The following is a 25,007-nucleotide window of genomic DNA, read 5'->3' as shown; positions in this document are numbered from 1 at the left end:
CGGTCAGCGGCCGCCGCCGCCTCCGCCGCCCGAGCCCATTCCGGAGAAGCCGCCGCCCATCGATCCGCCGGTGTAGCTGCCCCCACCGCTGCCCGACCACGCGGCCGACGCGGGCGCGGCGCTGGCGCGGAGGGCTCCGAACGTCGTGAGGAAGTGGACGGATGAGAACGATGAGCCGTCGTACCAGCCGAGCGGAGCCCCCGTCTCCTGCACGCGCGTCTCGAGCACCTCGGCCCACTGCTTCTCGACACCCCAGATCACCGCGTACGGCAGCAGCTTCTCGTAGACATGCACGATCTGGAGCGGGTCGCCCGTGTCGATGCGTTCGGCCCCGTCGGGGCTCTGCAGCACGCGGAGGCGATCCGCCTCCGCGAGTGCGAGGTAGTCGCGCAGCCCCACGAGGTGGTCGCGCACGGGAGCACCCGCGTCGGTGATGCGATCGCGGTAGCGCCAGACCGAGATGGCGACGATGACCGCGGCGACGGCCGCGAGCAGCCCGACGACACCGGGCCACGAAGCAGCGCGTCCGATGATGGGCAGGATCATCGCGACGAAGGCCACGACGACGACGCCGATCGAGGCGTAGATCGCCGCCGAGGTCATGCGTTGCCGCGCCTGCTCGGTCAGCCCGGCGCTGCGCAGCGACTCCTTCGCGACGTCGGAGAGCGCCGCGAGCCGTGCCGCGAGTCCCTCCGAGTCGGCGCCGACTGTCTTCTGCTCGCCGGGCGACGCGTCCTCACCGAAGAGTGCGACGAGGACATCCTGCCGTTCGGCGTCGTCGCTCGGGCGGACGTACTCGAGCGTCACTCCGTCGGCCGTCTCCTCCCCTTCCGGAGCGAGGATGCGCACGTTGCCGGCGACCGCGAGATCGACGAGCGCGGCGGGCACGGCACTGAGAGGACGATTCGCGAGGTGGGCCGCCTGCATGACGGTGATGCCCCGGGGCGCCTCGTACTCGGGAACGATCGTGCCGCGACCCGGGGCGTCGCGCACGCGCCGTCGTCCGATGACCGCTCCGACGGCGGCGAGCGCGGCGAGCACGATGACCACGATCGACGCGCCCTGTGCGACGGGGGTCGATGCGAACGCGAACCGCTCGAACGCGTTGCGCTCGATCTCGCCCGGGACGAAGCTGCCCGGTTCGAAACCGACGACGAGCGACACGTTCTGCTCCTCCTCGAGGTCGCTCTCCGAGACGCGGACGACGGCCGATCCGTCCTCCTCCGACGTCTCGACCTCGCACTGATCGCTCGAACCCTCCTCGCCTCGATAGCAGGCCGCGTTGCCCGTGAGGTCGGCGGCGAGCTCCGGCGCCATCGTGAGCGTCGCACTCACCTCGCCGAACGGCTGCTCCCAGCCCGTGCCGTTGATGTCGCGCTGGAACTCGTCGGCGTCGGTGTCATCGAAGGCACGAACGACGTCACGCTGCGTGTACGAGATCACGTAGGTCCGCTCGCCGAAGACGAAGGCATCGGTGCCCGTGGCGACCTCGAGGAAGCCGCCGTCCTCGGAGAGCTCGAAGGGCACGGGTTCCCCGTTTTCGTCGGTCACGGACAGGACGTCGGTGTCGAGGGGCACGCCGTCGTAGTCGTCGGGGATCGCCCGGACGATGCCGCGGTTCTGCTCCCGGTCCTCGGGGAAGAGCGCCACGATCGTCTCGGTGACCTCGAGCTCGGAGTGCTCGTCGGCGTCGCGGATGAGCATCAGGTCGGCGTGGAAGGACTCGAACGTGAAGTCGTCGACGTCGGCGTGGGCGGCGGCGGGAACACCGAGCGCGGTGGCTGTGGCGAGCAGGATCGCGGCGACAGCGGCACCGCCGAGGGATCGTGGTCGCCTCGGCCGCCTCCGTCCCGAGGTCGCGGCGGACGGGTCGAAGGGGATCCGGGCTGCCATATCGGCAGCCTAATCAGCGCTCTCTGCGGATGAATCCCCCGCGCGACGGAGAGGAGGAAGCACTGCGCAGGCCCCGACGGCCGCTGAGAAGCTGTCAAGCCCGAGCCGGGGTGCGCCATCCGTCATAGCGTCGAGGGACACCCCAGGAACGAACGATGGAGGAGGACGACGTGACCGCAGAGAACGACCCCAGGACCGCCCACCACGACGAGGGCTTCGAGGAGCAGGAGCAGACCCAGCCCGGCCTCACGAGCGAGATGACGCCGACGCCGGACCACGGCGAGGAGAGCTACACGGGCTCCGGGCGGCTCGAGGGGCGCGTCGCGCTGATCACGGGAGGTGACTCCGGGATCGGTCGCGCCGTCGCGATCGCCTACGCGCGTGAGGGCGCCGACGTTGCCATCGTGTGCCTGCCCGAGGAGCAGGAGGACGGCGACGCGACGGGTGCGCTCATCGAGCAGGCCGGGCGTCGCTCGCTCGTCATCACCGCGGACATCCGCGAGGAGCAGGCGAACGCGGACATCGTCGAGCGCGTCGTGAGCGAACTCGGCTCTCTCGACATCCTCGTGCTCAACGCGGCGTTCCAGGACGTGCACGAGAGCATCGACAAGATCGAGACGGCGAAGTTCCGTCGCACCTTCGAGACGAACATCTTCGCGCAGCTGTGGATGACGCGCTCGGCCGTGCCGCACCTCAAGCCGGGATCGTCCATCATCGTGACGTCGTCGGTGCAGGCCGCGAGCCCGTCGCCGCAGCTCATCGACTACGCGATGACGAAGGCGGCGCAGGCGGCCTTCGTGAAGGCGCTCGCCCAGGAGGTCGGCGAGAAGGGCATCCGTGTCAACGCCGTCGCCCCCGGACCCATCTGGACGCCCCTCATCCCGGGTACGTCGTGGCCGGAGACGCTCCCCGAGTTCGGTCAGAGCACGCCGCTCGGACGGGCGGGACAGCCGGCGGAACTCGCCTCGGCGTACGTGTTCCTCGCGGACCCCGCGTCGTCCTACGTCTCGGGCGCGATCGTCCCGGTCACGGGCGGCAACCCGTTCTGAGCCGGCCGCGAGCGCGCCATCTTTCGCCGACCGCCACACGACCTCGTGGGGCGGTCGGCGTCTTTCTGTAGCGCTCGGCGGATCCTGAGGCGGTCGACGCTCACCGTCACCCCGAGGACGTGGCTCCGGGGAAGCGGATGACGAGCTTCTCGCCCATGCGTGGGAGGAGCGCCACCACCCGGGTGCCCGGACGGATCGCGGGAGCGAGCACCGAAGCCTCCTCGACGACGCCGACGATGTCGTAACCGGTGACGAAGCCGGGGAACGGGTGGAGCAGGTATCCGCCGGCCCCGAAGCGCTCGACGCGGAGGCGCCGGGCCTCACGCCCTCCGCTCATGCCTCGTCCGTTCGAGCATCGCTGGCGTCGCCGGTCGCGGACGACGACACACCCGTCGGCGGCGTCTTCGTCGGCACCGTGTCGGGAGCCGCCGGGTTGCGGATGCCGCACCACGAGACGATGCCGCCGAGCGCGAGAAGCACGGCGGTGACGACGAGCGCGCGGTGCAGCGCGCCGAGGTCGAGGGTCGACCCGACGACGAACCCGACACACGCGATGGCGATGAGGCCGGCGACGCGCGAGACGGCGTTGTTGACGGCCGACGCGATTCCGGCCTGTTCCGCGGGAGGTGCGCCGAGGATCGCGCTCGTGAGCGGAGCGACAGTGATCGCGAGGCCGAGACCGAACACGAGGAGGCCCGGCAGGATCTGCCACCAGTAGTCGACCGGATCGCCGATCGTGAGGAGGAGCACGTACCCGGCGGCGCCGACGAGTGGACCGACGGTCATGAAGAGGCGGGGTCCCAGCCGACCGGCGAGCGAGCCGATCCGGCTCGACAGGAACAGCATCACGAGCGTGGGCGGCAGCGTCGCGAATCCTGCGAGGGTCGCGGAGAAGCCGGCGACCTGCTGCAGGTAGATCGCCAGCACGAAGAACCCGAACGAGAGCGCCCCGTAGATGAAGGCCGTCGCGATGTTGCCCATCGAGAAGTTGCGGTAGCGGAACACGCTCGGCGGCAGCATCGGGTGGGGGATGCGCCGCTCCCACCAGAGGAACGCGATGAAGCTCGCGACCCCCACGACGAGACTCAGCCACACGGCGGGGTGGTCGAACCCGAGCCGAGGCTGCTCGATGAGAGCGAAGACCGGTCCCCCGAGGCCGACCGCACCGAGGATCGCCCCCAAAACGTCGATCCTCGACCGCGACTCGAGCACGGGGTCCTCCGGGATGCGGCGGAGAAGGAAAAGCGTCACGAGGATCGGCAGCACGTTGATGCCGAAGATGAGACGCCATGACGTCGTGTCGACGAGGATGCCGCCGAGGAGCGGTCCGATGATCGCGGCGGTTCCGGTCCACGCCGTCCACATCCCGATGGCGCGACCCTGCGCCGCACCGGAGAACGTCGAGATGATGATCGCGAGCGACGACGGGACGAGGAGCGCCCCCGCTGCCCCCTGCAGGGCGCGCGCCGCGATCAACAGCTCTCCCGTCGGGGCGGCGGCGCACGCGAGGCTCGTGATGCCGAACCAGACGAGCCCGATCATGAGGATGCGGCCGCGACCGAGCGCGTCCGAGAGCGAGCCTGCGAGCAGGATGAGGGCGCCGAGCGTGAGGAGATAGGAGTCGACGACCCACTGCTGGAGGGTGATGCCGCCGCCGAGCTCGTCGACGATCGCGGGGAGGGCGACGTTCACGATCGAGCCGTCCAGGAAGGCGACGAAGGACGCGAGGATCGCGACGACGAGCACGCGCCGCTGGGCCGTCGTGTCGACGAGGACGGGGCGGGGATCGGTCATGCTCTCAGTATCGGGGGTCGGAGTCCGCACGAGTCCCGATCCCGCCGGAGTGCGACCGTTCGACCCCACCCGCACCCGGACGCGTCGAGGGGCCGGGTCCCGTAGACCCCCCACCCTCCTTCGACAAGCTCAGGGACCGGGTACTCCCGTCGTCGAATAGGAGAGAACCGGAACGGGCAGGAACGGCGACGCCCCGGACTCAGCGGGCGGGCGCTGGCCGGATGCCGGCCAGGAGTATCTCGAGGAACGGTGCTCGGTCGCCGCTCGCGCCGAGGCGCACCGCGTACTCGATGCCGCAGATGAGGTGCTCGATCTGCACGATGTCGAGGTCGGCGCGCACGGCGCCCGAGCGACGGGCGCGATCGAGGACCTCATCGAAGGCCGCGAAGATCTCGCGCTTGAGTTCCGCCACCCCGGGTTCCTCGTCCGCCGGCGAGAGCAGGACGGTCTTGAGACCACCGTCGTCGAGCTGCAAGTCGAGGGCCGCTCCGAGGAACAGGGCGAACGCGTCTTCGTCCGAGCCTTCACGAGCCGCTCGCGCGACCTCCCGCATCCGTTCGAGGGTCTCCCGGGTGAGCGCCTCCGTGAGAGCGTGCGTCGTGGGGAAGTGCCGGTAGACCGTGCCGACACCGACGCCCGCACGTCGCGCAATCTCGTTGAGTCGCAGCTCCTCGCCGCGGCCGTCACGCGCGGCTGCGAGGATGCGCTCGCGGCTGCGCACGGCATCGGATCGGGGGCTCATCACCTCAGGTTACCGCCGGAAGCGGATTACTCATCCATTTTCGGTGTACGGTTAACCGGATTTGTTATCCGATTCCGGAAGGACCACTCATGACCTGGGATCCCCTCACCCTCCCCCGCTCCGACGGACGCACGTTCGCCGTCACGGGGGCGACCGCCGGCATCGGCTACTTCGCCGCCGAGCAACTCGCATCCACGGGCGCGCACGTCGTCCTCGTATCGCGGACGCCCGCGAAACTCGACCGTGCTCGGGCGACACTCCTCGAGCACGTCCGCGGGGCGCAGGTCGACACCGTCGTGCTCGACCTCACGTCCCTCGCCTCCGTCGCCGCGGCGGGCGCCGAGCTCGCCGCGCTGCCACGGCTCGACGGCATGCTCCTGAACGGCGGCACCATGACCATGGCGCGTGGAATGAGCACGAGCGACGGCCTCCCCCTCATGATCGGCACGCACCACGTGGCCAACGCGGCCCTCGCCGCCGCGGTCCTCCCCGCCCTCGCCCGGTCGGCCGTGGATTCCGGCGATCCCGCGCGGCTCGTGCACACCTCGACGGGGTTCGTCCGGCGTTTCCGCTTCGAGATCGACGACCTCCTCGACGCACCCCGCGTCGCGATCGCCGCCTACATCCACGCGAAGACGGCGACGGAGATCTTCGCCTTCGAGCTCGACCGGCGCTTGCGCGCCAGGAGCACCCCGGTGCAGTCCCTCGTCGTCCGCCCCGGGGTCGGCGTCGATGCGAAGACGCCGGAGCGCATCGGAGTGCGCGACTCCACGACCCCGTCCCAGCGCAATCCCGTCACGCCTCTCGCGCAGGGGAAGGATACCGCCGCGTGGTCGGCGGTCCGGGCGATGCTCGATCCGTCCCTGCGGAGCGGCGACTACGTCGGGCCGGCCGGCGCTTTTCGCGGGCTGCCGGTCGTCGTGGAGAGGAGCGCGCACACGGCGACGCCTCCCGGCGATCGGGCCGCACGACTCTGGGATCAGACGGAACGCCTCGGGGGCGTCACCCTGTCGCACACGGAGGGCCCCCTGTAACCAGGAGGCCCGTCGTCACCGGCTCGTGTGCGATCAGCGGCGAGTGTTGTCCACGTCGCGGTCGTAGTACTCGCGGCTGCCGGATTTGGCGAGCCCGCGCGAGACCATGTAGCCGATCGTGAGGAGGGTGGCGTAGAGCCAGACCTGGTCGGCCCCGAAGCCCTGGCCGTCCTCGTTCTCGTCGACGACGGCGGAGGCGATGAACATCGCCACCAGGATGACGACGTAAGCGATGAACTCCGTCGTCTTGAACGCGGCCTTGGTCTCTGTGGAAAGGCGGGCGACACGGCCCGTGTTGCCGGAAGTGTTGTTTGTCATGCCTCTACTGTCACAGGAGAAGTAGCTAACCCGGTAATATACTCACTCGGCTTGACTTCTGCCGGGGTATGGTGGGACCATCACGCAGATGCGCGCTCGCGCCTCCCAGGCGAAGGGTCACACGTGGCGGATCGACACTCCGATGTGGAGCTCGTGAAGCACCTCTACTCGGACTCGCCGCGGTCACCATCGGGCACGGCCGCGATAGCCGCGCTCCAGTCCCTGAGCCGCAATGCGCAGGAAGCGGAGGAACTCGCGCTGCGGCGCCTCGGAGTCGGCCCGCTCGATGCCCGCGCCCTCCTCTACCTCGTGCAGCGCGAGCGCGACGGCGCCGAGGTGAGGGCTCGAGACCTCATCTCCGCCCTCCGCGTCACGTCGGCGGCGATCACGAAGCTCATCGATCGGCTCGCCACAGCCGGACGCGTCGAACGCCGTCCGGATCCTGCGGATCGCCGAGCGACGGTCCTCACCGTGTCGGCGTCGACACGGGCGGAACTCGCCGAGGTCTACGGACACGTTCACGTTCCCCTCGTCACGGTGCTCGATGGATTCACCGACGAGGAGCTCGCCGTCCTGACGCGCTTCTCCACGCGACTCGCCGGCGCGCTCCGCGCCGAGACCCACGGCGATGACGCGACGACGGGACCGCTCAGGCCGATCGGCCTGATGGAGCCGCCCGTCCCCTCGGGCGACTGAGCCCGACGGCCGGTCGGCTCCGGGAGGTCAGATGACCTCGGCGCTCCACGCGTCGGGGTTGCCGAAGCGGTGGGCCGTGATCGAGATGGCCTGCTCGTGGAGGAACGGGAGCAGCTCGATGCGGCCTGCCTGCGTGACCTCGCCCGAGTAGATCGCGAGGTCCGGGTCGCCGTCCACGGCCCACGCGAGCGCCGCGTGCAATGCACGGCGTGACTCGGCCTCGCCGATGATGCGCGCGCGGGGCACGCGGGGCACGCGCTCCCCGCCATTGCCCGCCTCGTCGCGCGGCGCGCCCGCCGCGATGCGGCCGATCCACTCCTCGTCCGTCTCCACGGCGAGGACCACGTCGAGCGCACTGAGCGCCCGCAGGATCTGCGTCGGCAGTCCGCGCGCGACGCTCAGCGTGAACGCCGATCGCGACCGCACGGCCGCGACGACGATGCGCACGAGCTCCCCGAGTTTCGCGTCGGGCGTCGCCCGGATCGCGACCGGCACCGGCCGGTACCGGAGGATGTTCCGCTCGAGGCCGAGCCCGGACACGTCCTTGACCTCCCCGAACTCGGTGCCCCACGCGACCGCGTCGGACAGCGCCGACCGGCGCAGGACGTCGAAGTCCTCGTACGCGAGCGACGGCTGCGCCGCCTCGATGACGCTCGTGATGCGCGGGTCGAGCCCCCGCAGGTGCAGCGTGGAGCTCGCGGAGCCCACGGCGGAGCGCCATGAACCGAGACCCAGCAGATAGTTCGGCCCGCCGGCCTTCGTGCCCGCGCCGACAGACGAGCGTTTCCAGCCGCCGAACGGCTGACGCTGGACGATCGCGCCCGTCGTGCCCCGGTTGACGTACAGATTGCCCGCTTCGATTCCGTCGAGCCACTCCTCGAGGTCGACGGGGTCGAGGGTGTGCAGTCCGGCGGTGAGGCCATAGTCCACGGCGTTCGCCATCCGGATCGCGTCGGAGAGCGTCCGCGCGTGCATGATGCCGAGGACGGGACCGAAGAACTCCGTCAGGTGGAAGTACGACCCGGGCGCGACGCCGGAGCGGATGCCGGGCGACCACAGCTTCCCGGTGTCGTCGAGCTGCTTCGGCTCCACGAGCCACTCCTCGCCGACGCCCAGCTCCGTGAGCGCGTGGAGCAGCTTGCCGTGCGCGGGTTCGACGATCGGACCCATCTGGCTCGTCGGGTCCTCCGGGTAGCCGATGCGCAGCGACATCGCCGCGTCGACGAGCTGCCGGCGGAACCGGTCGGAGCGCGCGACGGAACCGACGAGGATGACGAGGCTCGCGGCCGAGCACTTCTGCCCCGCGTGACCGAACGCGCTCTTGATGACGTCGGACGCGGCGAGGTCGAGGTCGGCGCTCGGCGTCACGATGATCGCGTTCTTGCCGCTCGTCTCCGCGAGCAACGGCAGGTCCGTCTTCCACGAGCGGAACAGCTTCGCGGTCTCCCACGCACCGGTGAGTATCACGCGGTCGACGGCGTCGGAGGAGATGAGGTGCTGACCGAGCTCGCCCTCCTCGATGTCGACGAGCACGAGCAGATCGCGAGGGATGCCCGCCTCCCACAGCGCCTCGCACAGCACGGCGGCGGCACGACGCGCTTGCGGCGCGGGCTTGATGATGACGGCGGCTCCCGCGGCGAGCCCCGCGAGCACGCCGCCGGCCGGGATCGCGACGGGGAAGTTCCACGGCGGGGTCACGACGATGAGCTTCGGCGGCACGAACACCGCACCCTGAACACGGTCGAGTTGACGCGCGAGCGCCGCGTAGTAGTGGGCGAAGTCGATCGCCTCGCTCACCTCCGGGTCGGACTCGGCGATGGTCTTGCCGGTCTCGGCCGCCGAGACCTCGATGAGGCGGTCGCGGTGAGCCGCGAGCGAGAGCCCGGCGCGGTCGAGCATCTCCGCGCGATCGGCGGCAGGGGTGCGACCCCATTCGCCACCGCGGGCGCCGGCGGCGGAGATGATCCGCTCGAGCGTCTCCTCGTCGGTGACGCGCGCGTCGAGGATCGTGTCGAGACCGAGCGTCGACGCCGGCACGCGGTCGAGGATCGCGCGACCCCACGAGCGGTTGGCCGGGAGCGACGGGTCCGTGTCCGGCGTGTTGTGGAAGCCCGCTGCACCGAGTCCCGTGCGCTCGATCTTCTCGAAGCTCGCCGTGAAGACGCGTGTGGTCTCGAACGGGTTGTCACTGCGACGCTTGTCGCCGAGCGTCTCGACCTGGCGCGTGAGTCCGTCATCCGGCGCGACATCGTCGAACGGGGTCGCGGCCGCGAGCTCGGCGGCGGTGGGAGCGGCACCCGGGGCGAGCAGTGCGCGGAAGCCCGCGGACGGCACGGAGTCCTCCGACCCGGGCAGCGCCGGCATCGGCGGCGCCGCGACCCACTCGGCCGCACGGTTCTGCGTGCGGTTCGGCGTGGGGACCTCACCGCGCGTCTCGATGAGGCGATCGACGGACGCGAGGAAGCGGCGCTTCTCGCGCGAGAGCAGCGCCCCGTTGCGGTGCAGCTCGAACACGGCGGACATGAAGTTCTCCTCCGACGCGTTCTCCTCGAGCCGGCGGATGAGGTAGGAGATTGCGAACTCGAACTCGCGCGGGCTCACGACGGGCGTGTAGAGGAGCAGCTCCCCGACAGTGCGGCGGACCGCATCCGCCTGACCCGTCGCCATGCCGAGGAGCATCTCGAACTCGACGGCGGACGTGACGCCGCGCCGCTCGGCCAGCAACCACGCGAACGCGATGTCGAAGAGGTTGTGACCGGCGACGCCCACGCGGACGGCGTCGGTGCGCTCGGCGGTGAACGACCAGTCGAGGACGCGCTTGTAGTTGGTGTCGGCCTCGAGCTTGCTCGGCACCGTGGCCTGCTGCCAGCCGTGGACGACGGCGTCGACGGTCTCCATCGCGAGGTTCGCGCCCTTCACGAGGCGCACCTTGATGGGCGCACCGCCTTGCGCGCGTCGCGCCTTCGACCACGCCGTGAGCTCCTGCATCGCCCCGAGCGCGTCGGGCAGGTACGCCTGGATGACGATGCCGGCCTCGAGGTCGCGCAACTCGGGGTGCTCGAGCACGCGCGTGAAGACCGCGATCGTGAGGTCGAGGTCGCGGTACTCCTCCATGTCGAGGTTGATAAACTTCCGGCCACCGGCCTTCTCGGCGTCGGCGGCGAGGCGGTAGAGCGGCATCAGGCGCTCGACGACGCGCTCGACGGCCTCGTCGAACGACCACATCGACAGTTGCGACGCGATCGCCGAGACCTTGATCGACACGTAGTCGACATCGGGCCGGGCGAGCAGGTCGCGCGTGCCTTCGTAGCGCTTCGCCGACTCCTCCTCGCCGAGCACCGCTTCGCCGAGCAGATTGAGGTTCAGTCGTGTGCCGTCCTGGCGCAGCTTGCCGATGGCCGGCCCGAGGCGGGCAGGGGTCGCGTCGACGACGAGGTGACCGACCATCGCACGCAGCACGCGGCGGGCGATCGGGATGACGACGCCGGGGATGATGGGCGCGAAGAACCCGCCGGCCTGGATCGCCGCCTTGAGGTACCACGGCAGGAAACCCGGCGTGAGCTTCGCGACCTTCTGCAGGTTGTACCCCGCGACGAAGAGCGACTCCGGTCGCATGACGCCGTCGACGAAGCCGACCGTGAAGGCGAGCCCGTTCGGGTCCTTGAGGACACCGGCGAGACGCTGCGCGGACGGGTCCACGGGAGCGTCGGCGGACTCGGTGACCCAGCGCTCGGCGAGGATCGTCGCCTCTGTCGCGAGGGCTGTGAGGTCCTCATCGCCGACGTCGGCGGAACGATCGGGGGTCTGCTGCGGGACTGACGTCGACATGGTGGGTGAATCCTCCGGTGGGCGAGCGACTCGGCAGCCGCGTGAGTCCAGTGTGCGGGCCGCCACTGTTCGGGAAAAGTGCACGTTTCCGAACGGTTATCGTCAGTCTCGCCGAACTATAGGATGACGGCATGCTCGACATGCGGAGGTTGCGGCTTCTCCACGAACTGCACCTCCGGGGAACGCTCGCGGCCGTCGCCGAGGCTCTCCGCTACAGCCCGTCGTCCGTGTCGCAGCAGTTGGCGCTGCTCGAACGCGAGACGGGCGTCGAGCTGCTGCAGAAGAGCGGCCGACGTGTGCTGCTCACGCCGCAGGGCGAGTTGCTCGCGCGCCGCGCCGGTCGACTGCTCGACGAGCTCGAACTCGCGGAGAGCGAGCTCGCCGCGTCGCTCGACGAAGTGACGGGCACCGTTCGCGTCGCCGTCTTCCAATCCGCGGCGCACGCGGTCATCCCGCCGGCGCTCGCCCGCGTCGCGAGGGACGTACCCGACCTCCGCGTCGAGATCGTCGAGCGCGAGCCGGACATCGGTCTCTTCGAGGTCTCGGCCCGCGACTTCGACCTCGTCATCGCCGAGCAGTACCCCGGTCACACGCGCGTGCTGCGGCCGGAACTCGACCGGGAGCACCTGCTCACCGACGTCATCCGCCTCGCGGCGCCACCGGAGGGGCCGTGGCGCGTGGACTCGCTCGCGGACGCGGCGGACCTGCCGTGGGTGCTCGAGCCGCGCGGCACGGCGTCGCGCACGTGGTCGCTGCAGACGTGCCGAGCGGCGGGCTTCGAGCCCGACGTGCGCTTCGAGACCGCCGACCTCGTCGCCCACATGCGGCTCATCCGCTCGGGCGCCGCGGTCGGCTTCCTCCCGGATCTCGTGTGGGCCGGCGGACCGGCGGACGTCGCTCTCATCGAGCTCGACGGGTCGCCGCACCGCGAGGTGTTCTCGAGCGCCCGGCGGTCGAGCGCCGCCCGCCCCGGCGTCCTCGCCGTCCGCGCCGCGCTCCGCGACACCGTCGCGGGCTTCACCGCCTGAACGGCAGCGCGCGACCGCGGCACTCCGCTTCGCGGCAGATCGGACAGCGGAGTGGGGTGCGTCGCAAGCGATGATCGCCGTCCGGTCGCGGAGCGCCGGCCCGGACCCTCGATGACGGGAATCGGGGTAGAAAGAGGACATGGTCTTCACGGGGAACACCGACGTCGCCGCCGCCCTCGCCCGATGGGCGGCGGAGAAGGACGCCCGCACGTTCTACGACGTACTCCGTCGTTGCTCACGAGGCGAGCTGCTCTACGACGTAACCGGCTCCCACCTCACCGTCGAGGACGGCGCGATCGCCGCGGGCTCGACGCTCGGGCTCCGCACCCATGCCATGGACGACGGCTCGCAGTACCTGCTCGTCTTCACGTCCGACGCGGAGATCGCACGAACCCATCCGGAGGCCACGCGCGCATCCTCGCTCGTGCAGCCCGCGCTCGAAGCGGTCCGGTTCGGCGCGAGCGAGTCGTTCGCCGGAGTCATCCTCGACGCGGGGGCCGGGGCGGCGAGCTGCATCGTCACGGCGGACGAGATCCGACGCGGGCTCCCGACGGAGCCCGGCGTTGCGGTCGAGCTCAAGGACGCCCTCGCGGGACCGAGCCTCCCGGGCCGGCGCTCGCAGACCCTCGACGTGCTCGCACGGACGGCCGTCGTCTACATCCCCGTGCAGCACCTCGCTCCCGGGGGCTCTCCCGCTCGACCCGGCGAGCCGTCGTCGCCGAGCGTCCCCACGGCATCGGGCCCGGGCGGACGCACGCTCTCGGCAGCGTTCACGTCTCCGGCCGAGGTGTGGGCGTGGTTGCCGGGCGCCGAGGCGTACCCGACGTCCGTCCGGCAGGTCGTGCGCTCGACCCTCGACCAGGACGGTCACGCAGGGCTCATCGTGAACCCGGGCGGCCCGCCGCTCATCGTCACGCGGCCCGAGCTCGAGATGCTCGCGGGCTCCCTCGGTTGACCAGCGGACCATTCTGCGGCGGGAATCGCTCTGCGAGGAGACTGAGGACATGACGACCTTCCCCGCAATGGACATCTCCGCCGAGCTCGAACACGTGACCACGCACTGGACGCCGCGCGTGATCGGACGCGTGAACGATCAGTACGTCAAGGTCGCCAAGCTCCTCGGTGAACTCGTGTGGCACTCGCACGAGAACGAGGACGAGATGTTCCTCGTCGTGTCGGGGCACTTGCGGATCCAGCTCGAGGGCCGGGACGACGTCGAGCTCGACCCCGGCCAGTTCTTCGTCGTCCCGCGCGGCGTGCGGCACAACCCCGTCGCCGCCGAGGAGGTGCACATCGTCCTCGTCGAGACCGTGACGACGGCGCACACGGGTGACGTCACTGTCGACGGCACGGTCCCGATCGATCGACAGGTCGGCGATTTCGCTTGACCGCCTCCCCCGTGCTCTTGCGCGTCAGCCCGTCGATGACAAGGGGCTGCATCTCGGCACCGGAAGCGACCAGCATGGGGTCATGGGAAAAGCACTCGCGGTCATTCTCGGCGTCCTCTACGGCGGTCACGGCTTCCTCGGACTCTTCGTCGAGGGCAACCACCTCCTCGGCATCTTCAACGTCGACATCCTCGTCGACGTCCTCTACCTCACCCTCTCGGTCGCGCTCCTCTCGGTCGGCTTCTTCGCGAGCAGCGGCGCCGCCATCCGCGGGGTCCTGCTGATCTCGGGTGGCATCCTGATCCTGCTCGGCCTCGCCGGGCTCGCCGACCACACCGTCTGGGGGCTGTTGCCCACGGGTCTGACGCTCATGGACTTCATCGTCCTGTTCGCGCCGGGCGCCGTCGCCGTGATCATGGCGGTGATCCCCGGAACGGAGAAGCCGCTCGTCTCTGGCGGCGTCGCCATCAACTGACGCCGTCGGCGCCGACCCCGTCCCCCCTTCACTGGGGTTTCGTTTTCTCCCCGGATCGGCGTCACTATTCGGGGTGGCGGCCCTCTCTCCTCGTAGACGTACCCGTCGCAGGAGAAGGACACATGCCCACCGAGTCGAACCTCTCACCCCCCGCCCGTGCTGCTGTCGCACATATCGTCCACACTCGGGCGTTCCACGTGCGCCGCGGAGCCGTGGTCGTGGCGTTCGCCGTGGCCGCGGCGGTATTCGTCGTCGTCTGCGTCCTCGTCGGGGAATCGGTCTCGGCGCCGATGCGTGCCCGCGCGCACGGCGATGTGGCACCCGAGCTGCCTCCCGCAGGGACTCCCATCGGCATGATCGCCGTCCTGATGGCCGTCGGCCTGAGCCTTCTCGCTACGGTCGTCGTCGTTCGCATGCTGTTGCTGTTGTCGAACTCGTCGGACGAGGACGGGGCCGGGGAGTGCGACGGGGACAGCCGGAGTCCCGAGTAGTCGGCCTCTCGTCGGCCCGACCGCCGAGACCGCGGTGACCGTCGCTTCTTCTGGACTCGCCTGTGCGTCAGCGACCGAGCGGCGTCATGTCGGCGTAGCGGTCGCCGACCGGGGCGGGGAGCGCCGAGAGCCGCGCGACCTGGGCCTCGCTGAGGCGGAGTCCCACCGAGCCGACGTTCTCCTCGAGGCGCTCGACGCGCTTCGTCCCGGGGATCGGCACGACGTCGTCGCCCTGGGCGAGCAGCCACGCGAGGGCGACCTGGGCGGCGGTCGCGCCGACCTCGGCCGCGACGGCGTCGACCTCCTCGACGATGCGGATGTTCGCCTCGAGGTTGCCGTCGGCGAATCGCGGGTTGTTGCGGCGGAAGTCGTTCTCGTCGAGCGCATCGATCGAGCGGATGTCGCCCGTCAAGAAGCCGCGACCGAGCGGCGAGTACGGCACGAACCCGATGCCGAGCTCGCGGAGGAGCGGGAGCAGCTCGGCCTCCGGGTCCCGCGTCCAGAGCGAGTACTCCGTCTGGATGGCGGTGATCGGGTGCACGGCGTGCGCTCGTCGGATCGTGTCGACCGACGCCTCCGAGAGACCGACGTGCAGGATCTTGCCCTCCTGCACCAGCTCGGCGAGCGCCCCGACCGTCTCCTCGATGGGCGTGCTCGGATCGATGCGGTGCTGGTAGTAGAGGTCGACGTGGTCGGTCCCGAGCCGTTCGAGCGAGCCCTCGATCGAGCGACGGACGTTCTCCGGTGAACCGTCGACGACGCGGCCGCCATCCGGCGTCGCCCGGTTCCCGAACTTCGTGGCGATGACGACCTCGTCGCGGCGGCCGGCGAATGCGCGGCCGAGCAGCGACTCGTTGAGGTACGGGCCGTAGATCTCGGCGGTGTCGAAGAGCGTCACGCCGAGGTCGATCGCGCGGTGGAGCGTGCGGATCGACGCGTCGTCGTCGACTCCGGCGCCCGTGTAGTAGGCGGACATGCCCATGCAACCGAGCCCGAGCCGGGAGACGGTGAGTGGCGTCGATCCGCGCTGAGCGGTACCGAGGGTCGTGGAGCCGATGGGGGCAGGAGTCGTCGCGTCGGTCATACCGGCAGCCTAGGCGCCGATACCGAGTCCGCGCCGGTGAACGGCCGAACCTTGCCCTCGGTGGACGCGCGCGCACTCTCCCCCGCGTTCGTCCCTCGCGACGGCTGATGTGGGGTAGCCGGGCCGCTATCGACGAATGCTGCCTGCCAACCACGAATCCCGGAACCGAGAACGGCGCCGTGACGAGTCGTCACGGCGCCGTTCATGCGGTGTCGGGAGATCAGTCCCCGACACCGTCGGAGGCCCGACGGTGCTTCGGCGCGTCGGGCCCCTCGCGCACGGGGTTGGAGCCCGGGCCTGCTCCCGGCGTCTCGCCGCCGAGTCCGGCAGGCGCCCACGTCGAGCGATCCGGGATCGAGTCGGTGGACGTCGCCTTGTCGCGGGCGGCATCGTCGTCCGAGACGATCGCCATCATGCCCGTCTCGGAGGTCGTGTAGACCTTCGCGAACTCCTCGTCCACCTTCGGTTCGACCCACGCGAGGTCGTCCTTCGAGTGGTCGTACTCGGTGGGCACGAGCGCGAAGTCGTCGCCGTACTCCTCGAGGCCGGTCCGCACGCTGTGGCGGACCGCGCGCACCGCGTACGCGTCGCGCAGGATGAGCGGATCGCGCCGCAGGTCCTTCATGAACGCGACCATCATGCCCGCCATGATCACGCCGAACGGCAGCGCCGCGACGATCGTCGCGTTCTGGAGCGCCTGCAGTCCGTCCCCGGAGCCGTCGCCCGTGGCGAGCAGCACCGCCGCGATCGCGCCGACGAGCGCACCCCAGACCACGGTGATCCATCGCGACGGGTCGGGACGGCCCTGCTGCGAGAGCGTGCCCATCACGAGAGAAGCGGAGTCGGCACCCGTGACGAAGAAGATGGCCACGAGCACGGCGAGGAGGATCGTCGTGAAGCCCGCGAACGGCAGATTGGCGAGCACGCCGAAGAGCACGTTCTCGGGCGGTGACACCTCGAGCCCCGCTCCGTTCATCTGCTGATCGATCGCGGTGGTCCCGAAGATCGCGAACCAGAGGAACGACACGGCCGACGGCACGAGCACGACGACCGACACGAACTGGCGGAGCGTGCGACCACGCGAGATCTTCGCGATGAACATCCCGACGAAGGGGGACCACGAGATCCACCATGCCCAGTAGAAGATCGTCCACGCGGACAGGAAGGCCTGGGTCTCCTCGCCCTGCGAACCCGACCGACCGATGAGGTCGGGCAGGTCGCCGATGAAGTGCGCGGCGACCGACGGGATGATGTTGAGGATCAGCATCGACGGACCCACGAAGAACACGAAGAAGGCGAGGATGATCGCCATCACCGAGTTGATGTTCGACAGCGCCCGGATGCCCTTCGACACGCCGGAGACGGCGGAGGCGATGAATGCGGCGGTGAGCACGGCGATGACCCCGATGATGAGGCCGTTGCCGAGCTCGCCGAGCCCCGTGACGAGCTCCACGCCGTGCCCGATCTGCAGGGCGCCGAGGCCGAGCGACGCGGCCGTGCCGAAGAGCGTCACGATGATCGCGAAGATGTCGATGATCTTGCCAACGGGACCGTTCGTGCGCTGCTCGCCGAGGAGGGGCGCGAAGATCGACGAGATGAGCGGGGTACGGCCCTTGCGGTACGCGCCGTACGCGATCGCACCGCCGACGAGGGCGTAGAACGACCACGCCTGCGGACCCCAGTGGAAGAGGACCTGGACCTGCGCGGTGTGCATCGCCTCGATCGTTCCCGCCTCGACCGTTCCGGGAGGCGGCGACTCGAAGAAGGTGAGCGGTTCCGCCGCGCCCCAGAAGACCAGACCGATGCCCATGCCCGCGGCGAAGAGCATCGAGATCCAGGAGAAGACCTTGTACTCGGGCTCCTCGTCGTCGCGACCGAGGCGGATGCGGCCGTAACGGCCGAAACCGACGTAGAGCATGAAGATGAGGATGACCGTCGCGAGGGTCGTGAAGAAGAAGCCCATGTACTCGACGACCCACGCGAGCGCGCCGCTCGCCGTCGCGCCGAGACTCTCGCCGCCGAGGACGCCCCAGGCGATGAAGGCGACGGCGAAGCCGATCGCCACGCCGAAGACGACGCGGTCTGTGCGGAAGGCCCGGTTCGTCTGCTCGACGCCGAGGCCGGGGATGAGTGCGGGATGGATCTCCGTCGAGGCCTGATCGGTGCCTCCGGGCGTCGTCGCGCCCGTGGATTCACGCGTCTGGCTCATCCGCTGCTCCGATTGTGGAGTCGCTGCGGGGGTCGGATCCTTCGTACTTCGTGTGCCGTTCGAATCGTCCATGGTCGTCGATCCTCCCAAGATCTTCGCAATATGGCTAATCGAGGAGTATTTATGGTCCCCGCCGCGCCGCGTCCGCAGGCGGCGCGCGGACGACCGACGATGCCGCCTCCGAGCGAGCATATGACCCGATCAGGAGTCTCTTCGTCGGGCTTGCAATCGGAGGCGCTCGTGTGCTCGTGCGCGGACCGTCGCCCCGACGGCCCCGCGGTCGTAGGCTGAGCGCGTGACTGCCGCCGAGCGAGACCCCGACCTCTCCGAGCACACCCAAACCGTGTCATCCGACGCGCCGATGGGCGTCGCGTACGACTACGACGTCGTCATCGTGGGCGGCGGACACAACGCGCTCGTCGCCGCCGCCTATCTGGGGCGTGCGGGCAAGAGCGTGCTCGTGCTCGAACGGCTCTCGCAGGTCGGCGGAGCAGCCGTGTCGGCCGAGGCGTTCCCGGGGGTCGACGCTCGGCTCTCGCGCTACTCCTACCTCGTGAGCCTCCTCCCCCCGCGCATCATCGACGACCTCGGATTGCATCTCACGCTCGCCCGACGGCGCGTCTCCTCCTACACACCCGACCCCGCGACGGGAGGGGAGACCGGCCTGCTCGTGACGGTCGACGACGATGCGCGCACGGCCGAGTCCTTCGCCGCGATCGGAGCGCCCGACGACGCTCGGCAGTTCGACCTGTTCTCCGAGGACTGCCGCCAACTCACCGAGACGCTGTGGCCGACGCTCATGGAGCCCTTGCTCACGCGCAGCGAGGCACGTGACCGCGTGATCGCCGGCGGAGACGCGCGGGCCGACGAGGTCTGGGACGCGATGATCGAGCAACCGATCGGGGCGGTCATCGAGCGCACTCACGAGAACGACCTCGTGCGCGGCGTGCTCCTGACGGATGCGCTCATCGGAACCTTCGCTGGAGCGTTCGACGAGGACCTCGAGCAGAACCGTTGCTTCCTGTACCACCTCATCGGGCAGGGCGACGGCCGCTGGGACGTGCCCGTCGGTGGCATGGGCGCCGTCTCGGGTGAGCTCGCGCTCGCGGCACGTCGCGAAGGCGCGAGCATCCGGACGGACGCCGAAGTCATCGCCGTCACGCCCGACGGCCGGGTCCGCTTCCTCGAGGGGGCCCCTCGTGAGGAGCGAACCGTGACGGCCCGGTGGGTCCTCTCGGGCGTCTCCACTCCGACGCTCGACGCACTGCTCGACGCTTCCGGCTTCGAGCGGACCGCCCGCACCGGGACGCCCGGCGGCCACCCGCGCGAGGGTTCTCAAGTGAAGGTCAACCTCATGCTCACCCGCCTCCCGCGGCTCAAGGACGAGAGCGTCCGCCCCGAGGAGGCGTTCGCCGGAACCTTCCACATCAACGAGTCCTGGTCGCAGCTCGAGGAGGCTCGTCAGCAGGCTCTCGCCGGGTCGATCCCCTCACCGCTGCCGTGCGAGATCTACTGCCACACCCTCACGGATCCGAGCATCCTGTCGGAGGAGCTCCAGGCGTCCGGCGCACACACGCTCACCGTCTTCGGTCTTCACGTTCCGGACCACCTGCTCGACGGGATGGACGAGGGCGACGCCCGCGCAGCACTGACACGCGCCGTTCTCGAATCGCTCGACAGCGTATTGGCCGAACCGATCGAGGACGTCATCATGCGCGACCCGTCCGGCGCCCTGTGCGTCGAGACGAAGACGACGAAGGACCTCGATCACATCCTCGGGCTGCCGAAGGGCAACATCTTCCACGGTGGTCTCGACTGGCCGTTCCTCGAGGACGACGAGCCGCGCGAGACGCCGGCGCAGCGCTGGGGCGTCTCGACGGGCCACGACCGCATCCTGCTGTGCGGCTCGGGCGCGCGTCGCGGCGGCGCGGTGAGCGGGCTGGGTGGCCACAACGCGGCGATGGCCGTGCTCGAGGCGGACACCACCGCCGGCCGTTGAAACCGGGGCGCATCGGTCTCTGAAGGAGGCGGTACGTCAGTGGCGGCGGTGGTCCTGGATGGTGATGCGCGGCCCGCGACGCGGTTTGCGGATGCCGCTGCGCTCGATGAGTCGGAGGACGCGCTGACGCTGCCCGGCCCACGGCGCGAGCAACTCGAGCATGCCGTCGTCGTCGACGGCGGAGCCCGTGAGCGCCGTGCCGACCGTGGCGGCGAGGTGGTAGTCGCCGACGCTCACCGCATCGGGATCACCGTGCGCCCGGAGGGTGACCTCGGCGGACGTCCACACCCCGATGCCCGGAAGACTCTGCAGTCGACGGCCGGCCTCACCGGCGTCGACGTCGGCCGAGCGATCGATGGCCTCGGCGACACGGCTCGCTCGCACGACCGTCTGGGATCGGCGCGGGTCGACTCCGGCGGCGTGCCACTCCCAACTGGGGATGAAACGCCAGGCCTCGGCGTCGGGCGCGACGAACATACCCTCGGGAGCGGGCCCGGGCGCGGCCTCACCGTGGCGACGCACGAGTCGGCGCCATGCTCCCCACGCCTCCACGACCGTGACCTTCTGCTCGATGATCGCCGGCACGAGCATCTCGAAGACGAGGCCGCCCGCGGCCAGACGGATGCCCGGATTGCGGTGCAGCACCTCGGAGAGGAGCGGGCTCCTGGACACGTCGAGGGCGGACCAGTCGTCGTGGGCACCGAGGAGATGCGGCACGCGGGCGATCGTCCATTCACGCCCCGGCCCCCACGCGCGAGCGTCGATCTCGCCGCCGAGACCGTCTCCGCGACGCTGCCGGAGCCAGAGGGTCGCCGCCCCGTGAGGTGTGCGCATCGTGAGCCAGAAACCGGTCGAGTCGCGCCGAAAGCACGGACCGTCTCCGCCACGCGAGAACACCGACACGGTCGCGGCGAGGTCGAAGTGCGCGGACGGCCGGTAGACCGTGGAGAGGTGCGGATCAGGAGCCGGTCGTGACGACCTCTCGCGGCGATCGCCGGCAACCGGATGCGAGGGGGCCGGCGCCTCGGCGAGCGCCGCAGCGACCGCGCCGTCGAGCGAGCGCGAACCCACCGCTACCGCGGCGTCGACGGGGAGCGGCTCGATCGGCGCGGTGATGTCGGCGAGCTGCGGGAGCTCGGCGAGGCTGACGGGTTCGGACATTGCGGCAACCCTAACCCGACCCCACCGACATCGGGCCGGCGACATCGTTCACCGCCCCGTCACCCGGACGGCGCACACTGGCACCATGAGCACATCCGAACCCTTCATGCCCGCGCATGAACCCCGGCGCGACGAGGACCCCCGCGACCGCGAGATCGACTCAGACGTCGACTCCGACGTCAACGAGACGACGGGCGTCCCCGACGCCGTCGCCGATGCCGCTCTCGTGGCCGAGCCCCACGGCCGACCGTCGGCGCTCCGGACACCGTCGCCCGGGCATCGCCTCGGTCCCGAGGACCTCGAGCGCGAACTGAACGACTCGACCGACTGACGTCGGGCGCAGCTAGTCCCATTCGGACGGGGCGGCAGTGCGGGTCGACGGCAGCACGACGGACTCGGCCCAGCGCTCGATCCACTCCTCCTTGTGCAGTCTGCGCGGAGGCACACCAACGGCGTCGAGGACCTCCTGCATCGGGACCGGCCCACCGGTCTTCCTGAGAATGCGCGCGCGGATGATCGCGCGGGCGTACACCTCGCCCTTCACGACGATGCGCTGATCCATGAGGACGGCACGTTCGTCGTAGCCCACGATGCGCGACTCGATCGTGAAGCGCTGCCAGAGCGTGAGCGATTTCCGGAACGTGATCGTCTCCGACGCGACGACGGGGTACCACGAGTGCTTCTGGAAGATCGCGTAGATCCCGCTGCGGATCGTCAGCTCGAAACGGCCGAGGTCGAGCATCGAGAAGTAGACGCCGTTGTTCATGTGCCCGTTGAGATCGAGGTCCGTCGGCAGTGTGCGCAACCGCAGTCGCCCGACGTCGTAGTGCCCGATGGTCTTCCCGCGGCGGAAGAGCGACTGGGCGCGAGCGATCACGAGCAGCGTCCGGAAGATGAGGTGCATGCGGGAACGCTACCCGGCCGATCGTCGGAGAGGGCCGCCGTTGTGGCCGGTCGCCAAAGGGACGTGCCGTTAGGTGGTCTTTCGCATCCCCCTTCGACAACCCCGGGGACCGGAACTCGCTTGCTCGACTCCACCACACGGTCGCTGAGCCTGTCGACGCGCGACAAGCACAGGGACCCCGCCCCTAGAAGAGGCCGCGCGGGGAGACGTCGAGGAGCGCGGCGCCGCGCTGGATGGTGAGGCCACGGACCTCGTGCGCGTCGAGCTCCGGGAGCCGTTCGGCGAGGCCGAGGAAGCGCTCGATCTCCGTCTCCTCGAGCACACCGTGGGCGAGGGTGCGGAACTTCTGCACGTACTGCTCCCGCGCGAACGGGCGCGCGCCGAGCGGGTGGGCGTCCGCGACCGCGATCTCCTCGACGATCGTCGACCCGTCCGTGAGGGTTGCGACGAGGCGACCACCGAAGGCTTTCTCGGCCGGGTCCGTCGCGTGGTAGCGACGGGTCCACTCCTCGTCCTCTGCCGTCGTGATCTTGCGCCACAGTTCGACGGTGTCGGGGCGCCCGGCGCGCTCGGGGGTGTACGAGTCGACGTGGTGCCAGCCGCCGTCCTGCAGCGCGACAGCGACGATGTAGGGGATCGAGTGGTCGAGGGTCTCGCGCGAGGCGGCCGGGTCGTACTTCTGGGGATCGCCCGACCCCGAACCGATCACGTAGTGCGTGTGGTGCGACGAGTGCAGCACGATCGACTCGACCGCCGAGGGATCCGCGAGGGCCGGGTACGCGGTGTGCAGTCGGCGTGCGAGGTCGATCCAGGCCTGCGCCTGGTACTCGGCCGAGTGCTCCTTCGTGTACGTGTCGAGGATGCCGCGCTTGGCCTCGCCGGACTCCGGCAGCGGCACGTCGTACGTCGCGTCCGGTCCGCCGAGGAGCCACGCGATGACGCCGTCCTCGCCCTCCCAGATCGGTTCCGGCGACGTCTGTCCGCGCATCGCCCGGTCGATCGCCTCGACGGCCATCTTCCCGGCGAACGCCGGCGCGTGTGCCTTCCACGTGGAGATCTGGCCCTTGCGCGACTGCCGCGTCGCCGTCGTGGTGTGGAGCGCCTGATTCACCGCCTGGAAGATCGTCTCGACGGGCAGGCCGAGGAGCGTCCCGATTCCGGCGGCCGCCGACGGGCCGAGGTGGGCGACGTGGTCGATCTTGTGCGCGTGGAGGCTGATGGCCTTCACGAGATCGACCTGGATCTCATAGCCCGTCGCGATGCCGCGTACGACGTCGTGCCCGTTCGCCCCGACGTGCTGCGCGACCGCGACGATCGGCGGGATGTTGTCGCCGGGGTGCGAGTACTCGGCGGCGAGGAACGTGTCGTGGAAGTCGAGTTCACGCACGGCGACCCCGTTGGCCCATGCCGCCCATTCGGGAGAGACGCGGCGCGCGAGGTCGGGACCGAAGACGGTCGCGCCGTCGCCCCCGGTGGTCACGGGGTGCGCGAGCGCTTGCGAACGCGCCGCGACGACGGGCGCACGGTTGAGGGACGCGGCGGCGACGGCGGCGTTGTCGATGACGCGATTGATCACCATCTCCGCGACCTCCGGTGCGACCTCGACTGGGTCGGCGGCGACCTCCGCGATCGCCCAGGCGAGCTGCCCTTCTCGCGGCAGGTTCTCTGAACTCCGGTGGGTGCGGAGGAAGTGGGTCTTCACGGGGAGGGGTCCTTTCGACGCCTGATCAGTCTATTGAGCGGGTGGACGCCGCTTCGTCGGCTTGTTCGGAGCACTCGGTCCCGAGTAGGGGCGGTCGGCGCGTCTCACAGGGCGTCGTCGGTCGGGGCCGGCTGCTTCACGCCGAAGACGAGTCCCGTCGGGTCGGCGACGTAGGTCACGAGGCCCTCGCCGTGCAGCTCGTGGATCTCCCCGAGCGCTCGCCCCCCGGCCTTCTCGACGTCGCGGACCGCGTCGTGGATGTCCTCGACCTCGATCCACACGATGACGGACTGCTTCTGCTGCACGGCCGTCATGAGGGCGCCGTCGATCCCACCCCCTGCCCCGGTGTCGGCGGTCAGGTAGTCCTCGACGAACGCCGAGGGCGAGAACTGCCACCCGAAGGCACTGGAGAAGAAGTCGGAGGCGCCGTGGAGGTCGTCGGTCGTGAGCTCGACGTGGATGATTCGTCCCATGCGCGAAGCCTAGGAGACGCACCGACGCACGACGAGGGGTGGCGCGAGCGGCTCTCCTCCACACCCCGTGCCCCTCGCCTCCGTTTCGACGAGCCTCCGATAGTCTTGTCCGGGCCCGCAATCGTGCGGCACGTCCACAGCGAGCGGTTATGAGGGGATCGTCATGTCCGGCATCCGGTCCCTCGCGACCTACCTGTGGGAGCGGGTCCTGCGATACGCCGTCAAATTCGGCGTCGTCGGTCTGATCGGTTTCGCGATCGACGTGGGGCTCTTCAACCTGCTGCGTCTCGGGGTCTTCGGCACCGACCACTTCTTCCAAGGCGCCATCGGGGCGAAGCTCGTGAGCACGTCCGTCGCGATCGTCTTCAACTGGGTCGGCAACCGGTACTGGACCTTCCGCGCGCACCGGCGCCCGGACGTCTTCCGCGAGTTCCTGGAGTACGTCGTCGTCTCGATCGGCGGACTCCTCATCGGGCTCTTCTGCCTCTGGATCAGTCACCACGTCCTCGGTCTCACGAGCCTGCTCGCAGACAACATCGCCGCAAACGTCGTCGGGCTCGGGCTCGGCACCGTGTTCCGTTTCCTCCTCTATCGGTTCTGGGTGTGGGGGCACCACCGCACCCCCGGTCGCGAGTTGGACGAGCAGGAGATCGAGGAGCGCGTGCTCGCTGCGACGCTCGCCGACGCGCCGCTCGAGGACGTGGCCGAGGAGATCGACAAGGAGCAGGCCGACACGTGA

At 70.0% G+C, this 25,007-nt stretch carries 23 protein-coding genes; 11 read left to right on the top strand and 12 right to left on the bottom strand.

Annotation, left to right across the window (positions count from 1 at the left end; translation table 11 throughout):
• Positions 1-3: 3 nt before the first annotated feature.
• The gene (locus ELQ90_RS01985; RefSeq protein ID WP_128493581.1) at positions 4-1,893 is read right to left on the bottom strand and encodes a DUF2207 family protein; all 1,890 of its coding nucleotides are present in this window, start codon (positions 1,891-1,893) and stop codon (positions 4-6) included.
• Positions 1,894-2,048: 155 nt separating this feature from the next.
• Between ELQ90_RS01985 and ELQ90_RS01980 the strand changes: the two genes are divergently transcribed.
• Entirely contained in the window at positions 2,049-2,942 is an 894-nt protein-coding gene (locus ELQ90_RS01980) for an SDR family oxidoreductase (RefSeq protein ID WP_128493580.1), read from the top strand.
• A gap of 106 nt (positions 2,943-3,048) precedes the next feature.
• On the opposite strand, the gene ELQ90_RS01975 is transcribed toward ELQ90_RS01980, so the two are convergent.
• From ELQ90_RS01975 to ELQ90_RS01965, 3 genes are all read right to left on the bottom strand, one after another.
• Positions 3,049-3,279 (bottom strand): hypothetical protein, encoded by a 231-nt coding sequence (locus tag ELQ90_RS01975; RefSeq protein ID WP_128493579.1) that lies wholly within the window; start codon positions 3,277-3,279, stop codon positions 3,049-3,051.
• Entirely contained in the window at positions 3,276-4,736 is a 1,461-nt protein-coding gene (locus ELQ90_RS01970) for an MFS transporter (RefSeq protein ID WP_128493578.1), read from the bottom strand. The genes ELQ90_RS01975 and ELQ90_RS01970 overlap by 4 nt, the downstream gene beginning before the upstream one ends.
• A 199-nt stretch (positions 4,737-4,935) precedes the next feature.
• Positions 4,936-5,478 (bottom strand): TetR/AcrR family transcriptional regulator, encoded by a 543-nt coding sequence (locus ELQ90_RS01965; protein WP_243695957.1) that lies wholly within the window; start codon positions 5,476-5,478, stop codon positions 4,936-4,938.
• Between the two features lie 89 nt (positions 5,479-5,567).
• Between ELQ90_RS01965 and ELQ90_RS01960 the strand changes: the two genes are divergently transcribed.
• Positions 5,568-6,512 carry an SDR family NAD(P)-dependent oxidoreductase gene (locus ELQ90_RS01960; protein WP_128493576.1) on the top strand — a complete coding sequence of 315 codons (945 nt, stop codon included), beginning with the start codon at positions 5,568-5,570 and terminating at the stop codon, positions 6,510-6,512.
• Positions 6,513-6,545: 33 nt separating this feature from the next.
• Here ELQ90_RS01960 and ELQ90_RS16505 read toward each other — a convergent pair whose 3' ends face one another.
• Positions 6,546-6,830 carry a hypothetical protein gene (locus ELQ90_RS16505; protein WP_166408730.1) on the bottom strand — a complete coding sequence of 95 codons (285 nt, stop codon included), beginning with the start codon at positions 6,828-6,830 and terminating at the stop codon, positions 6,546-6,548.
• Between the two features lie 123 nt (positions 6,831-6,953).
• Between ELQ90_RS16505 and ELQ90_RS01955 the strand changes: the two genes are divergently transcribed.
• Complete coding sequence (locus ELQ90_RS01955; protein WP_166408772.1) at positions 6,954-7,526, top strand: MarR family winged helix-turn-helix transcriptional regulator; 573 nt, start codon at positions 6,954-6,956, stop codon at positions 7,524-7,526.
• Positions 7,527-7,553: 27 nt separating this feature from the next.
• Here the strand turns inward: ELQ90_RS01955 and ELQ90_RS01950 are convergent, their stop codons facing one another.
• Positions 7,554-11,354 carry a proline dehydrogenase family protein gene (locus ELQ90_RS01950; RefSeq protein WP_128493575.1) on the bottom strand — a complete coding sequence of 1,267 codons (3,801 nt, stop codon included), beginning with the start codon at positions 11,352-11,354 and terminating at the stop codon, positions 7,554-7,556.
• Between the two features lie 131 nt (positions 11,355-11,485).
• Here ELQ90_RS01950 and ELQ90_RS01945 point away from each other — a divergent pair, with 131 nt between their 5' ends.
• The 5 genes from ELQ90_RS01945 (at position 11,486) to ELQ90_RS01925 (ending at position 14,736) form a co-directional block, all read left to right on the top strand.
• Complete coding sequence (locus tag ELQ90_RS01945) at positions 11,486-12,382, top strand: LysR family transcriptional regulator (protein ID WP_128493574.1); 897 nt, start codon at positions 11,486-11,488, stop codon at positions 12,380-12,382.
• Between the two features lie 139 nt (positions 12,383-12,521).
• Positions 12,522-13,337 (top strand): SseB family protein, encoded by an 816-nt coding sequence (locus tag ELQ90_RS01940; RefSeq protein WP_128493573.1) that lies wholly within the window; start codon positions 12,522-12,524, stop codon positions 13,335-13,337.
• Positions 13,338-13,386: 49 nt separating this feature from the next.
• A complete protein-coding gene (locus ELQ90_RS01935) occupies positions 13,387-13,770 on the top strand; it encodes a cupin domain-containing protein (RefSeq protein ID WP_128493572.1) in 384 nt (127 codons plus the stop codon).
• Positions 13,771-13,852: 82 nt separating this feature from the next.
• Positions 13,853-14,245, top strand: a complete 393-nt coding sequence (locus ELQ90_RS01930; protein ID WP_128493571.1) for a hypothetical protein — start codon at positions 13,853-13,855, stop codon at positions 14,243-14,245.
• A gap of 122 nt (positions 14,246-14,367) precedes the next feature.
• Positions 14,368-14,736 (top strand): hypothetical protein, encoded by a 369-nt coding sequence (locus tag ELQ90_RS01925; RefSeq protein WP_128493570.1) that lies wholly within the window; start codon positions 14,368-14,370, stop codon positions 14,734-14,736.
• 67 nt (positions 14,737-14,803) lie between these two features.
• Here the strand turns inward: ELQ90_RS01925 and ELQ90_RS01920 are convergent, their stop codons facing one another.
• Both ELQ90_RS01920 and ELQ90_RS01915 read right to left on the bottom strand, forming a co-directional pair.
• Positions 14,804-15,820, bottom strand: a complete 1,017-nt coding sequence (locus ELQ90_RS01920; RefSeq protein ID WP_128493569.1) for an aldo/keto reductase — start codon at positions 15,818-15,820, stop codon at positions 14,804-14,806.
• A gap of 220 nt (positions 15,821-16,040) precedes the next feature.
• Positions 16,041-18,101 carry a BCCT family transporter gene (locus ELQ90_RS01915; RefSeq protein WP_128493568.1) on the bottom strand — a complete coding sequence of 687 codons (2,061 nt, stop codon included), beginning with the start codon at positions 18,099-18,101 and terminating at the stop codon, positions 16,041-16,043.
• Between the two features lie 289 nt (positions 18,102-18,390).
• On the opposite strand from ELQ90_RS01915, the gene ELQ90_RS01910 reads away from it, so the two are divergent.
• Entirely contained in the window at positions 18,391-20,028 is a 1,638-nt protein-coding gene (locus tag ELQ90_RS01910) for a phytoene desaturase family protein (protein ID WP_128494096.1), read from the top strand.
• Positions 20,029-20,064: 36 nt separating this feature from the next.
• Here the strand turns inward: ELQ90_RS01910 and ELQ90_RS01905 are convergent, their stop codons facing one another.
• The gene (locus tag ELQ90_RS01905) at positions 20,065-21,189 is read right to left on the bottom strand and encodes a DNA-3-methyladenine glycosylase family protein (protein WP_208020540.1); all 1,125 of its coding nucleotides are present in this window, start codon (positions 21,187-21,189) and stop codon (positions 20,065-20,067) included.
• An 85-nt stretch (positions 21,190-21,274) separates the two neighbouring features.
• Here ELQ90_RS01905 and ELQ90_RS01900 point away from each other — a divergent pair, with 85 nt between their 5' ends.
• Positions 21,275-21,520, top strand: coding sequence for a hypothetical protein (locus ELQ90_RS01900; protein ID WP_128493567.1), 246 nt, complete (start codon positions 21,275-21,277; stop codon positions 21,518-21,520).
• A gap of 12 nt (positions 21,521-21,532) precedes the next feature.
• Here the strand turns inward: ELQ90_RS01900 and ELQ90_RS01895 are convergent, their stop codons facing one another.
• The 3 genes from ELQ90_RS01895 to ELQ90_RS01885 all read right to left on the bottom strand — a co-directional run bounded on the left by ELQ90_RS01895 (position 21,533) and on the right by ELQ90_RS01885 (position 24,268).
• Complete coding sequence (locus ELQ90_RS01895) at positions 21,533-22,093, bottom strand: acyl-CoA thioesterase (RefSeq protein WP_128493566.1); 561 nt, start codon at positions 22,091-22,093, stop codon at positions 21,533-21,535.
• A gap of 184 nt (positions 22,094-22,277) precedes the next feature.
• Positions 22,278-23,795, bottom strand: coding sequence for an MmgE/PrpD family protein (locus ELQ90_RS01890; protein WP_128493565.1), 1,518 nt, complete (start codon positions 23,793-23,795; stop codon positions 22,278-22,280).
• Positions 23,796-23,899: 104 nt separating this feature from the next.
• A complete protein-coding gene (locus ELQ90_RS01885; protein ID WP_128493564.1) occupies positions 23,900-24,268 on the bottom strand; it encodes a VOC family protein in 369 nt (122 codons plus the stop codon).
• 163 nt (positions 24,269-24,431) lie between these two features.
• Between ELQ90_RS01885 and ELQ90_RS01880 the strand changes: the two genes are divergently transcribed.
• Entirely contained in the window at positions 24,432-25,007 is a 576-nt protein-coding gene (locus tag ELQ90_RS01880; RefSeq protein ID WP_128493563.1) for a GtrA family protein, read from the top strand.

Source organism: Labedella phragmitis (assembly GCF_004078635.1).
Taxonomy (GTDB): Bacteria; Actinomycetota; Actinomycetes; order Actinomycetales; family Microbacteriaceae; genus Labedella; species Labedella phragmitis.
Note: the sequence above shows the minus strand (reverse complement) of the source record. Positions and strands in the feature narration are given on the sequence as shown.